The organism is Proteus sp. G2675 (assembly GCF_963886535.1).
GTDB lineage: Bacteria > Pseudomonadota > Gammaproteobacteria > Enterobacterales > Enterobacteriaceae > Proteus > Proteus mirabilis.
Map to the genome: position 1 here is coordinate 121,826 of NZ_CAWPCB010000036.1, position 14,394 is coordinate 136,219.

The 14,394-nt window shown below is 37.7% G+C and carries 14 protein-coding genes; 7 read left to right on the top strand and 7 right to left on the bottom strand.

Annotated features, from left to right (window positions below; translation table 11 throughout):
- Positions 1–57: 57 nt before the first annotated feature.
- Positions 58–747 carry a helix-turn-helix domain-containing protein gene (locus AACQ49_RS11570; protein WP_004245028.1) on the bottom strand — a complete coding sequence of 230 codons (690 nt, stop codon included), beginning with the start codon at positions 745–747 and terminating at the stop codon, positions 58–60.
- 230 nt (positions 748–977) lie between these two features.
- Between AACQ49_RS11570 and AACQ49_RS11575 the strand changes: the two genes are divergently transcribed.
- From AACQ49_RS11575 to htpX, 5 genes are all read left to right on the top strand, one after another.
- Positions 978–3,314 carry a molybdopterin-containing oxidoreductase family protein gene (locus tag AACQ49_RS11575; RefSeq protein WP_036894256.1) on the top strand — a complete coding sequence of 779 codons (2,337 nt, stop codon included), beginning with the start codon at positions 978–980 and terminating at the stop codon, positions 3,312–3,314.
- Positions 3,315–3,316: 2 nt separating this feature from the next.
- A complete protein-coding gene (locus AACQ49_RS11580; RefSeq protein WP_161779051.1) occupies positions 3,317–3,868 on the top strand; it encodes a 4Fe-4S dicluster domain-containing protein in 552 nt (183 codons plus the stop codon).
- A gap of 2 nt (positions 3,869–3,870) precedes the next feature.
- Positions 3,871–4,683: a dimethyl sulfoxide reductase anchor subunit family protein gene (locus AACQ49_RS11585; RefSeq protein ID WP_004245031.1), complete on the top strand. Its 813-nt coding sequence runs from the start codon at positions 3,871–3,873 to the stop codon at positions 4,681–4,683.
- A gap of 223 nt (positions 4,684–4,906) precedes the next feature.
- Complete coding sequence (locus tag AACQ49_RS11590; protein ID WP_004245032.1) at positions 4,907–5,467, top strand: LemA family protein; 561 nt, start codon at positions 4,907–4,909, stop codon at positions 5,465–5,467.
- Between the two features lie 59 nt (positions 5,468–5,526).
- Positions 5,527–6,492 (top strand): zinc metalloprotease HtpX, encoded by a 966-nt coding sequence (gene htpX / locus AACQ49_RS11595; RefSeq protein WP_036894248.1) that lies wholly within the window; start codon positions 5,527–5,529, stop codon positions 6,490–6,492.
- 92 nt (positions 6,493–6,584) lie between these two features.
- Here htpX and AACQ49_RS11600 read toward each other — a convergent pair whose 3' ends face one another.
- The 4 genes from AACQ49_RS11600 to AACQ49_RS11615 form a co-directional block, all read right to left on the bottom strand.
- Positions 6,585–6,767, bottom strand: coding sequence for a DUF2526 family protein (locus AACQ49_RS11600; RefSeq protein ID WP_004245034.1), 183 nt, complete (start codon positions 6,765–6,767; stop codon positions 6,585–6,587).
- A gap of 87 nt (positions 6,768–6,854) precedes the next feature.
- Positions 6,855–8,084 (bottom strand): MFS transporter, encoded by a 1,230-nt coding sequence (locus tag AACQ49_RS11605; protein ID WP_036894246.1) that lies wholly within the window; start codon positions 8,082–8,084, stop codon positions 6,855–6,857.
- Positions 8,085–8,273: 189 nt separating this feature from the next.
- Positions 8,274–9,044 carry an ABC transporter permease gene (locus AACQ49_RS11610; protein WP_004245036.1) on the bottom strand — a complete coding sequence of 257 codons (771 nt, stop codon included), beginning with the start codon at positions 9,042–9,044 and terminating at the stop codon, positions 8,274–8,276.
- Complete coding sequence (locus AACQ49_RS11615) at positions 9,041–9,982, bottom strand: ABC transporter ATP-binding protein (RefSeq protein WP_004245037.1); 942 nt, start codon at positions 9,980–9,982, stop codon at positions 9,041–9,043. Before AACQ49_RS11615 ends, AACQ49_RS11610 begins: the two co-directional genes overlap by 4 nt.
- Positions 9,983–10,830: 848 nt before the next feature.
- On the opposite strand from AACQ49_RS11615, the gene can reads away from it, so the two are divergent.
- Entirely contained in the window at positions 10,831–11,484 is a 654-nt protein-coding gene (can, locus tag AACQ49_RS11620; RefSeq protein ID WP_004245038.1) for a carbonate dehydratase, read from the top strand.
- A 56-nt stretch (positions 11,485–11,540) separates the two neighbouring features.
- Here can and hpt read toward each other — a convergent pair whose 3' ends face one another.
- Together hpt and cueO are read right to left on the bottom strand one after the other, a co-directional pair.
- Entirely contained in the window at positions 11,541–12,083 is a 543-nt protein-coding gene (hpt, locus tag AACQ49_RS11625; RefSeq protein ID WP_004245039.1) for a hypoxanthine phosphoribosyltransferase, read from the bottom strand.
- Positions 12,084–12,241: 158 nt separating this feature from the next.
- Entirely contained in the window at positions 12,242–13,822 is a 1,581-nt protein-coding gene (cueO, locus tag AACQ49_RS11630; RefSeq protein WP_129623421.1) for a multicopper oxidase CueO, read from the bottom strand.
- Positions 13,823–14,034: 212 nt separating this feature from the next.
- Between cueO and AACQ49_RS11635 the strand changes: the two genes are divergently transcribed.
- Positions 14,035–14,385: a YacC family pilotin-like protein gene (locus AACQ49_RS11635; protein WP_004247264.1), complete on the top strand. Its 351-nt coding sequence runs from the start codon at positions 14,035–14,037 to the stop codon at positions 14,383–14,385.
- The last annotated feature ends 9 nt before the right edge of the window (positions 14,386–14,394 follow it).

Below are 14,394 nucleotides of genomic sequence, written 5' to 3' on the forward strand. Positions count from 1 at the left end.
TATTTTCAAATACGTTTACTTTTCCAGTAAACGTATTTGATAAAAATATTCGCAATATTAAGATAAAACATGGCGAATTTTTGCTTTTAATGCATTACCTAATTCTATTTGGTTTTCAGGTTTAATAAATCCCATGGTCAATGCAGCTGCGACCATTTCACCTTTCCTATTAAATACAGGACATGCAATAGATTGAGCCCCAGGAATACCTTCAGCGGGTTGTTGGCGAATAGCAAAACCTTGTTGATGTATACTGTTTTTTTGCTGTATTGATAAATCAGCATCAATTTCTAAATGACTAAAGACTGCATAAGTCGCGCCTGCCGCACTCAATTTATGTGGAACGGGTGTATTTGGCAGAAAATCAATATCGACATGTTTAAAACTACGATTATATCTCACTAAATAGAGCTTCTTACCTTGAGCAATAACAAGTCCTGTTGACATATTATGCTCATCTCTAAATTCACAAAGTCTTTGATTAATTTCATCAACTAAAGAGAGGTTTGTGTGTGTTGCCTCAGCTAGCATTATAATTTTGCTACCTAAACAATACTGCCCTCCTTCACTCTCTTGATAGAGCATGTCACTACGGCAAAGAGACACTAAATATTTATGTAGACGACTTTTTGATAGTGAGCATGCCTTAGCTATCTCAGAAGAGCGTGCAGCACCTCCTTGAGATGCTAAAAACTCTAAAATAGTCACTGCGATATCAACAGAGTTAACCCCTTGAGAATTCTGCATTTATTTCTCCACGCCTAAGCCGTTATTTATCTTTATTTATGACGATATTTGTTTGTTCTTTTTTTATTCATTTTTATAGTTATTCACACTAAAAATTTTATGAAAAATAAGAATATAAATCATTTTCTGTTGATTATCTTCTTTATTTATCCTTGAATGATCTAACTCAAATTTATTATTAATGAACTGAGTTTATATATAGTTAACATTGTTATGTGTGAGAATGTCCTATGTATAAAAATAAACAGTGGGAATTAGATAGAAGAACGCTATTAAAAGGAATGGGAGCTATTGGTTTGGCAGCTCTTTCCCCTAATGCGTTTAGCCTAGCTAATGAAAATAAACCCATATTTAACCAGAAAACTCGGATAAAATTATCTGAATATCAAACTTTTCAATCCACCTGTGCAATGGAATGTCTCCATTGTAACCTAACCGCTTTTACTCATCAGGGAAAACTAATCAAAATTGAAGCTACAGAAGGCTTTAATGTCAAATGTTGTTTACGAGGAATTAGCCGAACTAAATGGGTATATCATAAGGATAGACTCACTACACCTTTGCTACGTGTTGGCGAAAAAGGTAAGGCTGAGTTTAAACCTATTAGCTGGAATGACGCTTTAGATCTTATCGAAAAAAATATTCGAGAAACTATCGATAAATATGGCAACGAAGGGCTTTTTATTTCTACTCACGCTGGAAATATGGATTCCATCAAAAACGATATGGGTAAAGCCTTTTTCGACTATTTAGGCGGTTCTACAAAACAAGCCGGCTCTTTATGTTGCTCTGCGGTTACTGCAGCTATGATCCCTATGGTTGGCCTACGCTATGCAGATACGCGTGATACGGTAAAAGATAGCCGTTATATTCTATGTTGGGGCAATAACCCAGCAGTAACTATGCACGCCTACTTTAAAAATTATAATCAGGCTCGCCGTAATGGTGCCAGAATGGTAGTCATTGATCCGCGTTTTAATGAAACCGCAGCCAAAGCTGATGAGTGGATCCCCATTATTCCGGGTACCGATACCGCCCTTGCATTAGGAATGATCAAATTAATCATTGAAGAAAATCTTACAGATAAACCTTTTTTGCGTGCCCATACCGGAGCGGTGTATTTAGTCGATGAACAACAAAAACTACTACGTGATTCAGCTAATGATAAAGATAGCTATTTAGTCTTTGATACCCTAACTCAGCAAATTGTTCGCCATGATACCCCCAATATTGTACCGGCGTTAACTCATGATGAACTGCCAAATAAAATAAATTACACCACCGTTTTTGAACAAATCTATTGGCAAGCTAAACCCTGGACTATCGAAAAAACCAGTAAAGAAACAGATATTCCACAAGAGACTATTATTCGTTTAGCTCGAGACTACGCGACAATAAAGCCTGCAATGATTGTACAAAATATGTCTGGCGCACAACGCACTGAATTTGGTGCCTATGTTGCAGCAAGCCAGTTTTATCTTGCTCTATTAACCGGCAATATTGGTAAGAAAGGCGCGGGTATTTGTGATGCCGGTGGTGTGCGTCAGATGGCAAAATTTAATCCTATTATTCCCCCTGCACCAAATGTTAAACCCATTAATCCTATTCCTGTTGCAAAAGTGGGTGAATGGATAGTCAACGAAAGACCCCACCCGATTAATTTCTGGTGGATCATGACGATGGGGGTGATGACACAATTACCCAATACCAATATGGTACGTAAGGCGCTAAAAAAAGTTCCTTTTGTTGTTGTAGCCGATAATTTAATGTCATCAACAGCGCTTTATGCCGACTTAGTACTTCCAGTGACAACCATTTTTGAAGATACAAGTTTAATGGCCGGTGTGCGTAGCCAATATGTTCAATTAATGGAAAAAGCCGTTGAACCACCAGGAGAAGCAAAGCCTGATTATTGGATTTTTGCCCGTCTTGCTGAACGCTTTGGTTTCGGTGACGTATTTAATCAACCTATTGAGCACTATATTGATACTTGCCTCGCGGGATCGGGGATTACGCGGGAAATGCTAGAAAAAGGGCCTGTACGGCCAGTAGAAGGTGATTGGATCCCATTTAAAGACGGAATATTTCGTACATCAACCCAAAAAGCACATTTCTTTATTGAAGAATGGCAAGATAAAAACTACTCCCCTATAGTCACTTATTATCCAGTAAAGGAATCGACAACAGGCTCCCCTGAATTAGCAAAAAAATATCCGTTAATGGCTGTGCAACGTAAGCTAGCACGTAGTGTTCATTCAAGCCATGGGATGAATGAATGGATTTTAGAAGTACAGCGTAATCAACCCAATATTTTAATACATCCTAATGATGCGTTATCTCGTGGAATAAACAATGGTGATTGGGTGTTTGCTTTTAATGATAGAGGTGAACATAGAGCAATAGCCGTTGTCACCACACACATAAAACAAGGTGTTGTTTCTCTTGATAATGGTTGGTGGGAACAACAAGGGGGGAGTAGTAGCCATGTAACAAATGACCATGTTGAACCTTTAGGTAATGGTCATTGTTGTAACAGTACCCTAGTTAATGTGAGACGGGAGGCATAATCATGGCTAAAAAACAGTATGGTTTTCTGATTAATAGTAAAGATTGTTATGGCTGTCGCACTTGTTCGATGGCTTGTAAATCAGAAAATGTTACCCCTCCAGGAGTCTTGTGGCGTAGAGTACGCGAATTCAATGAAGATCTGCCCAATGCGCAAGCTTTTATCACTATGTCCTGTAATCATTGTGACGATCCACAATGCTTAAAAGTATGCCCTGCCGATACTTATACTAAGCGAGCTGATGGGATTGTGATACAGGATCATGACAAATGTATTGGTTGCCAAATGTGCATTATGGCATGCCCTTATAATGCGCCGGTTTACGATCCTGTAGAAGGGAAGACCAGTAAATGTAATATGTGTGCCGATAGAATAGACGAAGGCTTAAAACCTCGCTGTGTTGAATCTTGTCCAACTGGTGCCATTGAGTTTGGCGAAATTGAAGATTTGCTCCAAAAACATATCACAAATTGGGCATTATTAGAAAAACGTTATGGGGTTCCTGATCATACCATCAGTCATCCTAATATTGTCATTATTGGTATGGAGGATTAACCATGCATGATTATCAAATGCCTTTGGTTCTATTCACCGTAATGAGTCAATGGGGGATCGGTGCCGTACTTGCCTTATCTCTTTATCAATGGCAAACACAAAACTCCGCCATGTTAAGCCCCAAAGCGTTACGTACAACGATTGCCCTTATTTGGTTAATTGAAGTAATTGGTTCTTCTATGTCAATGGGACACCTAGGCGATCCTCTCGGCGCTTATCGCTCAGTACTTGGTATTGCTCACTCATGGTTAAGTCGTGAAGCTATTGCCTTTGTTATGTTAAACGGTTTAATTTCCCTCTGGGCATTAGCAAGTTGGCTACAACCAAATAAAATACGCCGTAATAGCCTACTAGGTCTGTTCTGTGGCCTTATTGGCTTACCCGTTATTTTAATAACAGCACAAATTTATTATCAAATGCAAACACATGCGTTATGGCATACCCCCGCAACACAAATAAGTTTTATTGGTACGGCCCTATTATTGGGTTTTGGCTCTGTTATTCCTTGGTTACAGTTGCAAGGTAAAAAAACCATTCATACATTGCATTTCGGTGCTTTTATCGGCTTACTGTTAGTATTGATGGGATTAGTAATACGAGTTCAAATTTCAGGTGCTAACGTAGCGAGCTTATTGTTATGGTGGCAAGTCATCGCCAGTTTAATAATAGGATGTGTTATTATCACACTATCTCGTAGCTCTTTGTTTACAAAGGCTTTAATATCAATTATTACTATTTTTATCCTTTTTAGCGGTGAAATCGCCGGCAGAATGCTATTTTATGGCAATGTGATGTCCCAATCACCTTGGTTTTAATTTTTATTTTCCCTAACATGAGTCCTATTTATTTTGCCCCAAATTTATTTGGGGCTTTTTTATACTTCAAACAACATTCTTTTTAAGATATTAAGTGACATATCAATATTCTTTTTCTCTTTGATGAAATAATCATCTAGCTATCTTGACTAATAATAGGCAAAATTAACATCAATGAGTTAGCTAAATTCCCTGTTTATTATTAGAAAAGAGAGCGCTTCACATGACTGGATTAATTATTACCATCGCGTTATTGGGTCTTATTTTTTATTATTACAACCGTATTATCTCTATGCGTGAAGCGGTTATCTCAAGTGAAACAGAAATATCGGTACAACTCGACCGTCGTGGTAAAGTGTTTGATAGCTTATTAGCTACAGTAAAAAAATATCTTAGTCATGAAGCCGATGTTTTTACTAAAATCACCGAATTAAGAGCTAAAACACAAAGTAGCAATAACCAAGAAGCAAAAGCGGCAGAAGATGAGCTATCAAAAATTGTTTCAAGTGGTGCGATTAATGTCGCTGTTGAAAACTATCCTGAACTAAAATCAGATACTATCATGGCTAATTTACAAGAAGAGATTGTCTCAACAGAAAATAAACTCTCTTTTGCTAAACGTGGCTATAACCGTACCTTAGAGCAATATCGTGCGTTTATCGCCTCTATCCCTGCGGTATTTATTGTGAAGATTTTTCCAAGTCTCGTGATTAATAAAGAATACTGGCGTCTTGATGAAACAGCGATTAAATCAGAAGAAGCGCGCCGTATTAACTTTGATTAACACCACGCACCATAGCTTATACATAAAATAATACGGTAGATATTATTGGAGAATAATAAATGGATTTCAGAAATGTACTGCGAAAAAATGCCATTCGCACTCGGTTTGTGATAGTCACCTATTTACTATTAATGCTAATGATCGGCTTATTAGTTGATAGCGCGATAGGTGCCAATCCTCATTTAAGTTTAATTGATAATATGCTGGCATTTCTGACATTCCAATCACTGCCTATTGCTTCATTGATTATTGTTGCCATTTCAATTGTGTTGCTGGTTATTGTTCACTTTAAAGGGCATAAAATCATGTTGACGGGCATGAAAGCACGACTAATTAATCCTGAAGAGCCATTAAATGCCCAAGAGCGACAATTATTAAATATTGTGGAAGAGCTTAGTTTAAGTGCGACTTTGGGTTATATCCCTAAGCTTTATATTTTAGATACACCAGAAGCCAATGCCTTTGCTGCCGGCTGGTCTGAAAAAAATGCCTTTATTGGTGTCACTCGTGGGTTATTAAATCAACTTAATCGCCAAGAAATACAAGCCGTATTAGCCCATGAAACAGGTCATATTATTCATGGTGATACCCGTTTAACGCTGTATGTGGGTATTTTAGCAAATGTTATTTTAACGGTAACAAATATCTTTGGTAGCCGCTTATATATAGCCTCTGGTAACCGTGGTGGTAAAAGTAATGATGCCGCCAGTAAAGCACGATTGATTTTAATTGTACTCAACGTTGTTTTACCCATTATTACTCAAGTGCTCTATTTCTATTTATCGCGGACACGTGAATATATGGCAGATGCGGCAGCGGTTGATCTCACCCAAGATAATCAATCAATGATCAATGCACTAAAGAAAATTGCAACACAACACGAAACTGAAAATTTTGAAGATGGCTCTACAGGACGAGCATATCGCAAAGCAGCCTTTATTTTTAATAAGGGAGACTCTCTTTTTTCAACCCATCCTTCGATTGAAAATAGAATAGCAGTGCTCGAAGGAAAAAAGACTTTTTAAACCAACAGATTAAAACAAAAGCGTTTATCCATTATTATGGAATAAATACATGAAATAAACGCTTTTTGATTATTCTATCATTATAAGGTTGCTTAGCGCTGTTTTTCACCATGATGAAAAATAGCCGTGCGTAGACGCTCTTGCTGTTCATAACGCTGAGCAAAAGCTATTGTGTTATCTTTACCTAATTCCACCAGCAATTCATTCATCGTTTGTATGCTAGCACTGGCAATGGCCTCATCAACCTGCTTAATCACTTCCTCATAATGAGACATAATTATTCCTCTTTTCCTATAAAATACTTATTAGCTATCATATAACAAGAAAGGAGACGTTCTGTATTTTTAGTCATAAAAAAGTGATTAAATGGAATTAAGTGGTCTATTTTTGGTTTCTTTACCTAATAACATAACCGCTAGTATCGCTATCACAATGGAAAGGCTAAAAATAAGAAAAATAGTGCTTATTTCAAATTGATATTGCACTAAATAGCCTACCATCAGTGGCCCTAATATTCCGCCAATACGGCCTATTGCCGTCGCCGTTCCAGCGCCTGTAGCTCGTATACCATCAGGATATTGTTCTGGGGTATAGGCATATAAAGCCCCCCACGCACCTAAATTAAAAAATGATAACAACATACCAAACACTAATAGTGTGGTTGTGGAATCGGCTACGCTAAAATAGTAAGCACTAATCGCAGTACCTGCTAAATAGGTGATTAACACAAATTTACGACCATAACGTTCAATAAACCATGCTGCGGTAAAATAGCCCGGTAACTGAGCGAGTGTCATGATCAACACATATTGAAAGCTTTTAATTAAACTAAAGCCTTTTAACATTGCGACACTCGGTAGCCATAAAAAAATGCCATAATAAGAGAACACCACACAAAACCATAATACCCACAACATCAGTGTTGAACGGCGATATTGAGGTGACCAAATCAATGCCATTGATTGGCGAAGAGATAAACGATTTTGTAATAATAACTGCGTGGAACTGGGTTCTGGTAACTTTGAACGCAAATAGAGTGCATAAACTGCGGGTAGTGCGCTCAATAACATAGCCATACGCCAGCCATAATCAGGAATAATAAAATACGCTATTAACGCGGCAATTAACCACCCTACCGCCCAAAAACTCTCTAATAAAACAACAATACGACCACGCTCATGAGCTTTAACACTTTCACTCACCAATGTAGAAGCAACGGGTAATTCTCCGCCTAAGCCCATACCAATAAAAAAGCGTAAAATTAATACCACCATTAAGGAGCTTGCTAATGCAGTTAAACCGCAACCAAGGCTAAATAGCAGCAACGTTAAGATAAATACCGGTTTACGACCTTTTCTATCGGCCATAATGCCAAAGACAAAAGCGCCTACGGCCATACCGATAGAATTAATACTGCCAATCCAACCTAATTGCGCTGCTGTTAATCCCCAATCTTCTTTTAACGCCGTTAATAAAAAGGCGAGAAGCCCCACATCCATTGCATCGAAAGTCCACCCCATTCCGGCAATACATAACAATTTACGACGAGAAAGTACCGTTGGTTCTTTTGCTGTTTCGCTTGCCACTGCCATGCTTCTATCCTTTACCATCCCAAAGTTATTTGTTTAGTATACTAAACAAAGAAATTAGACTTGTTAATAGCAAAAGACAAATTTAAATAAAATTTAACATAACTGAATGAAATTTAGCTAAAAAAAATCGGCATCTGTTGTTGCAGACACCGATTTTAATTTTTATTACCTTAAACACTAATTTGTAGATTAGCTTCTTAAACCGCGACCTTTTTCAATTAAGTACCAGGCTACGATATAAAACACGGCAATAAACAGGCATAGTACCGTGATTGTCACCGTTAATGACACATCAGTGATCCCTAAAAAACCATAACGGAAACCGCTTATCATATAAACAATCGGGTTTAATTTAGAAACACCTTGCCAAAATGCTGGTAATAAGGAGAGTGAATAAAACACACCACCTAAATAAGTTAATGGCGTTAAAACAAAGGTGGGAATAATACTAATATCATCAAAGGTTTTCGCAAAAATGGCATTCAACAATCCTGCGAGAGAAAAAACAATCGAGGTCATTAATAATGTCACCACAACCATTGTCCAAGAGTGTATCTCTAGTGGTACAAAAAATAGTGAAACCAGAGTGACCAATATCCCAACACAAATACCACGGGCGACACCACCACCCACAAATCCGGCAATAACAACATGGGTCGGTACTGGCGATACTAATAATTCTTCAATACTACGTTGGAATTTAGCGCCAAAAAATGAAGAGGAGACATTAGCATATGAGTTTGTGATCACCGCCATCATAATCAAGCCGGGAACAATAAACTGCATATAATCAACACCGCCCATATCACCAATACGCTTACCAATTAAGTTACCGAAAATAACAAAATAGAGCGACATCGTGATAACAGGAGGAATTAAAGTTTGTACCCAGATACGACCAAAACGGGTCACTTCTTTAATCCAAATCGTCTTGAGGGCTACCCAATACAACTGAATCATTCCCTCTCTCCTTTTTCTGTTTCTGTATGATCTTCATTAACTAAATGCACAAATAACTCTTCAAGGCGGTTAGCTTTATTACGCATACTTAAAACTTGAATACCTTGTGCATTGAGCTGAGCAAAAACCCCATTCAATCCTTGCTCTCTTTTCACATCAACTTCTAGTGTTGATGTATCGACTAAACGATATTGGTAATTTTGTAATTCAGGTAACGGACTTTTTGCCGCTAAGTCTAAAATAAAGGTTTCAGACTCTAATTTACTTAATAAACCTTTCATACTGGTGTTTTCAACCAGTTCACCACGCTGAATAATACCAATATTCCGACACAGCATTTCTGCTTCTTCAAGATAATGTGTGGTTAATATAATAGTGGTACCCTGTGCATTTAAATGTTGTAAAAACGTCCACATTGAACGACGTAATTCAATATCTACTCCCGCCGTTGGCTCATCGAGGATCAGCAATTTAGGCTCATGCATTAATGCACGCGCAATCATTAAACGCCGTTTCATTCCCCCAGATAAAAAACGTGCTCTATCATCTTTTTTCTCCCATAAATCTAATTGGGTTAAATATGTTTTTGCACGCTCTAATGCCACTTTTCGTGGTACACCATAGTAGCCAGCCTGATTAAGGACAATTTGTAATACGGTTTCAAAAGGGTTGAAATTGAATTCTTGTGGCACTAATCCGAGTTGTCTTTTAGCATTAACCATATCGGTATCAGTGTCATAGCCAAATACTTTGACTTTACCACTGCTCTTATTCACCAAAGAGCTGATAATCCCTATGGTGGTCGATTTTCCTGCACCATTAGGGCCTAATAGCGCATAAAAATCCCCCGCTTCTACGGTTAAATTAATTCCTTTAAGCGCTTTGACACCATTATGGTAAGTTTTCGTTAACTCGGTTAACTCCAATGCATAAGTCATAAGTGGAAATTACCTTTTATCAACTGCATTATTCAGCATTGACTGAGCTGAAATCAGAAATAGCTATTCAACTAAGCCTTACTCCCCTGAGTGCAAATCAGGATAGGTATAGAAAATGGGCTTAGTTCAATAGGATCAAAATGGAATAAGATATTCTAGAGAAAAATAAGACGTAAATAAACCGTTTTACAGATAATGCCTCAAACAGATAAATAAATTTTATTTAACTATTTTAATAGTCAACAGAGCGAACACTGCAATTACTGATCAATAAAAATGACGATTAATTGTAGCTATTTTCCAGTATTAATCTCAATAAAAAGCCAATAATAACTAAATGTTATTATTTAGCCTGTTTGATAGCAATAAATTTATTGGCCTTATTACTCAATCTAACTGATAGATATTATCATGCGCTTTATTACCTCCAATAATTTATCAATAAAAAACGGACAGATACCGTTAACAGGTTTTATCCTCATCATTCGCCAGCCCAAATAAACATTAATATTTTTTATGAAAAAATAATTACCCTCGATTATTCAAAATAAGAATAATCGAGTTAACAATCAGTTATCTTTTTATACATTTGATTTACATCAAATAATGTGTTGATAAATTCATTAAACAAATACTGTAAAAAGTTCTATCTTATTTGAAAGCAAAAATAGACAAGCAATTAACTGTCACTTGGCTCAAAAAAAGCCTTCTGATTCATTTAAAAGTAATGGTATAAAAATACCCTTTCTTTATTGAGCTTAAACATCCAACAATAACACTAAAGCTATTTCGTGTTGGCCTACTGTCAGCGCAAATGGTGGGAAACTGAATTTACAGGCAGTCACATCATGATGAGAAAAATTGAAGAACTGTTAGCCAACAATAAACAATGGTCAAGTTCTGTTACAGAAGAAAACCCGCAATTTTTTAAAGAGCTGAGTAAAGGCCAAAAACCTCATTTCTTATGGATTGGTTGTTCAGACAGCCGCGTCCCCGCTGAAAAATTAATTAATGCCGCCCCTGGTGATTTATTTGTACACCGCAATGTGGCAAACCTTGTGATCCACACCGACTTAAACTGTCTTTCTGTTATTCAATATGCCGTTGATGTCCTACAAGTTGAGCATATTATTGTTTGTGGTCATTATGGCTGTGGTGGTATTGAAGCTGCTATTGAAGGGACTGAACTGGGCTTAATTAATAACTGGTTACTGCATATCCGTGATATCTGGTATAAACATAGCTCCATGTTAGGTGAACTCGCACCACAAGATAGATTAAATTTACTCTGTGAACTTAACGTGATAGAACAAGTTTATAACCTTGGTCACTCAACTATTATGCAAGCCGCATGGAAACGTGGACAAAAAGTGATGATCCACGGTTGGGTTTACGGTTTAAACAATGGTGAATTACACGATTTAGACATCACCTCAGACAGTCGTGAAAAACTAGAACTCTCTTATCGCCAAGCTATTGCAAAATTAAGCCATCCACGTTGATTTTCTAATATTAAACCCGCCAAAGCGGGTTTAATATACGATATAAATCAACAAGATTATTCATCTAGTAGCGTTACGTGACCAATATAAGGTAGGTGACGATAACGTTGTGCATAATCAATGCCGTAACCTATAACAAACTTATCTTCAATAGAGTAGCCAATCCACTCTACTGGCACATCCACTTCACGACGTGATGGCTTATCAAGTAGCGTACAGATAGCAATAGAGGCAGGCTCACGTAAACTTAAAATCTCTTTAACACGATTTAAAGTATTACCTGAGTCAATAATATCTTCAACAATCAGAACATCTTTACCACGAATGTCTTCATCAAGATCTTTAATGATTTTAACGTCTCTTGTTGACGTCATTCCATTACCGTAACTTGATACTGTCATAAAATCGACTTCATGTGGCACTTCAATTTCACGACATAAATCCGCCATAAAAATAAAAGAGCCTTTTAATAAGCCAATTAAGACCAAATCGTGTTTTTCTTGACGAGAACGATAATGTTCTGTGATTTCACGACCTAATTCAGCAATACGCTGTTTGATCTCTTCTTCAGAGATCATGACATCAACAATATGTTTCATGATTTATTTCGATTGGGTTAACGGGGAAAGCAACCGATTGTACCAGAATTTCTATCATCATGCGACGTTGTCAATGAAGGAAAATAAGGGAATAAAATATTAGCTTTACTCCCTTTGCAAACTTTTATCGCTAATTTTGTTACTTATTACAGTAAAAATTATCGACTCACCGTAAAGCCCGCCATCATTCCTGTATCTTCATGTTCTAATAAGTGACAGTGAGCCATAAATGGGTGTTCCTTTGTCGCTAAATGGTCAAATTTTACAAGGATCTCGCTAATTTGCCCTTCCACTCTGACAATATCTTTCCAACCTTGGCGATGTTTTTCAGGTTTACGCCCATTTTCCGATAAAATACGAAACTGTGTTCCGTGAACATGGAATGGATGTAACATCATGTCGCCACGACCAGAAACCAGCCAGCGTTCATAAACCCCTTGTTTAACATCAAATGCAGGTTCGGTCATTGAGAATGGGATCCCATTGATGCTATTTGCATTATAAATATCAACATCCGCAGAGCCATGACCACAATTCATGCCGCCCCCCATCATGCCATTTCCATTGCCCTGACGCATATGACTCATACCGTGGTGAATTCCCGCTAACGCTTTATCACCGTAACGCTCCGTTAGCGCCATCATACCTTGCATATCTAAACGCATATCCATACGTAAATGTAATGAACGTGTCGCAATATGACTTAGTGATGGTAATGCAGGAATTAAGGCTAATTGATCAGGTAAAATACCCACCGCTTTTTCTGCTGAAGGCAGTAGACGTAATACAGGTAATACATTATCAAATGGCGCTAATACCATCCCCATTTGTCGGACAGGTAAAGTGACAATATCGAAATCACGTCCATCTGAGGTATCAACCAGTACTTCAAAACGCTCCCCCATTAAAATAGGGAGTTCTGTCACTTTGACTGGTTCCGCTAATAACCCACCATCGCTAGCAATTACATACATTGGTCGGCCATCACTGGTGGCTAAATTAAGACTACGTGCATTACAACCATTGAGGAAACGTAATCTAATCCAACCTTTTGGTACAATGTGTTGCGGTTGAATCGCACCATTAGTGAGCATCATGTCGCCAAACCAACCTACTGCAGCACTCATCACATCAAGTTGATAGTCAATTTGACCGTTACTGTCTAAGCGTTTGTCTTGTAAAATAACCGGTAAATCATCCACTCCCCAGCGGTGAGGTAACTTTCGCTTGGCCGTTTCGTCATCCTCGATGATCACTAATCCCCCTAACCCCATTGCCACCTGTTTTCCGGTGATCCCATGAGTATGGGGATGAAACCAACATGTCGACTCCGCTTGATCTGGCGTAAAAGTTACTGTTCGTGATTTACCCGGTGCGATAGTCGCTTGAGGACCTCCATCTTGTTCACCACTTATCTCAAGACCATGCCAATGCACCGTCGTAGTCTCTGGTAGCGTGTTATTGATCTCAATAGTAACAGGTTCACCACGTTTTAATTTTAATGCTGGGCCTAATAAGCTACCGTTATACCCCCAAGTAGTTGTACTTACTGTAGCAGTAAACTGGGAAACACCTTGTTGGATATTAAGAACAATCTTTTGTTGTTTGTCTGGGCTAATTTGAGGTGGAATAGCGAGTGAAGGCGTGTTAGTTTGGGCGAATGCGAGACGGCTCCAACTTGGTAATAGTGTGACGGCGCTTAATGTTGCCCCTAATTTTAAAAATTCACGACGTTGCATAATGTATTCCTTTGAATAAAATCAATTACTCTATATTTGTCATAATTAGGTAAATAAATTTATCGATAAACTATTGAGCAATGCTAAAGTCTCCCCTTACTGGAAGGTCAAATAGAAACCACACAAAGCAACGGGTCTTTGCAAAACTTTTAACTTAATTAAGTCAAATAACAAATCTTGTGAAATCATCACATATAGGAATGTCACCACTAATGAAAAAAATGTTCGCTTTGTTCTGCACTGTTATTCTTTCTTTTGCCACGCTTTTTTCTTCTAGTGCAAAAGCACTCACTTATACTCAAGCAGAAGACTTAGCTGATTTAACCGCGGTATACCTGTTTTTAAATAATGATTGTGGTTATGAGCAGATCTCAAAACAAAAAATAGAACGAGCGCTGATTATTTTTTCACAATCTCAGCAGTGGGATGTCTCTAATTATTCAATGCTCCCAATGAGCAAGCTTAATGAAGATAGTTATCAGGATTTAAAAAATATACAAATTGCTCATAACAAAAAATGTCAACTACTAGCCCAAAAATCACTTAGCTTACTAAACTATTAATTGTATAAA

What these genes read in the sequence shown, in the direction of transcription:
- AACQ49_RS11590 (WP_004245032.1), top strand. Translation starts at nt 4,907, where the DNA reads ATGACTGGATTAATTATTACCATCGCGTTATTGGGTCTTATTTTTTAT.
- AACQ49_RS11580 (WP_161779051.1), top strand. Translation starts at nt 3,317, where the DNA reads ATGGCTAAAAAACAGTATGGTTTTCTGATTAATAGTAAAGATTGTTAT.
- AACQ49_RS11605 (WP_036894246.1), bottom strand. Translation starts at nt 8,084, where the DNA reads ATGGCAGTGGCAAGCGAAACAGCAAAAGAACCAACGGTACTTTCTCGT.
- AACQ49_RS11585 (WP_004245031.1), top strand. Translation starts at nt 3,871, where the DNA reads ATGCATGATTATCAAATGCCTTTGGTTCTATTCACCGTAATGAGTCAA.
- AACQ49_RS11575 (WP_036894256.1), top strand. Translation starts at nt 978, where the DNA reads ATGTATAAAAATAAACAGTGGGAATTAGATAGAAGAACGCTATTAAAA.
- AACQ49_RS11600 (WP_004245034.1), bottom strand. Translation starts at nt 6,767, where the DNA reads ATGTCTCATTATGAGGAAGTGATTAAGCAGGTTGATGAGGCCATTGCC.
- AACQ49_RS11615 (WP_004245037.1), bottom strand. Translation starts at nt 9,982, where the DNA reads ATGACTTATGCATTGGAGTTAACCGAGTTAACGAAAACTTACCATAAT.
- can (WP_004245038.1), top strand. Translation starts at nt 10,831, where the DNA reads ATGATGAGAAAAATTGAAGAACTGTTAGCCAACAATAAACAATGGTCA.
- AACQ49_RS11635 (WP_004247264.1), top strand. Translation starts at nt 14,035, where the DNA reads ATGAAAAAAATGTTCGCTTTGTTCTGCACTGTTATTCTTTCTTTTGCC.
- AACQ49_RS11570 (WP_004245028.1), bottom strand. Translation starts at nt 747, where the DNA reads ATGCAGAATTCTCAAGGGGTTAACTCTGTTGATATCGCAGTGACTATT.
- hpt (WP_004245039.1), bottom strand. Translation starts at nt 12,083, where the DNA reads ATGAAACATATTGTTGATGTCATGATCTCTGAAGAAGAGATCAAACAG.
- cueO (WP_129623421.1), bottom strand. Translation starts at nt 13,822, where the DNA reads ATGCAACGTCGTGAATTTTTAAAATTAGGGGCAACATTAAGCGCCGTC.
- AACQ49_RS11610 (WP_004245036.1), bottom strand. Translation starts at nt 9,044, where the DNA reads ATGATTCAGTTGTATTGGGTAGCCCTCAAGACGATTTGGATTAAAGAA.
- htpX (WP_036894248.1), top strand. Translation starts at nt 5,527, where the DNA reads ATGGATTTCAGAAATGTACTGCGAAAAAATGCCATTCGCACTCGGTTT.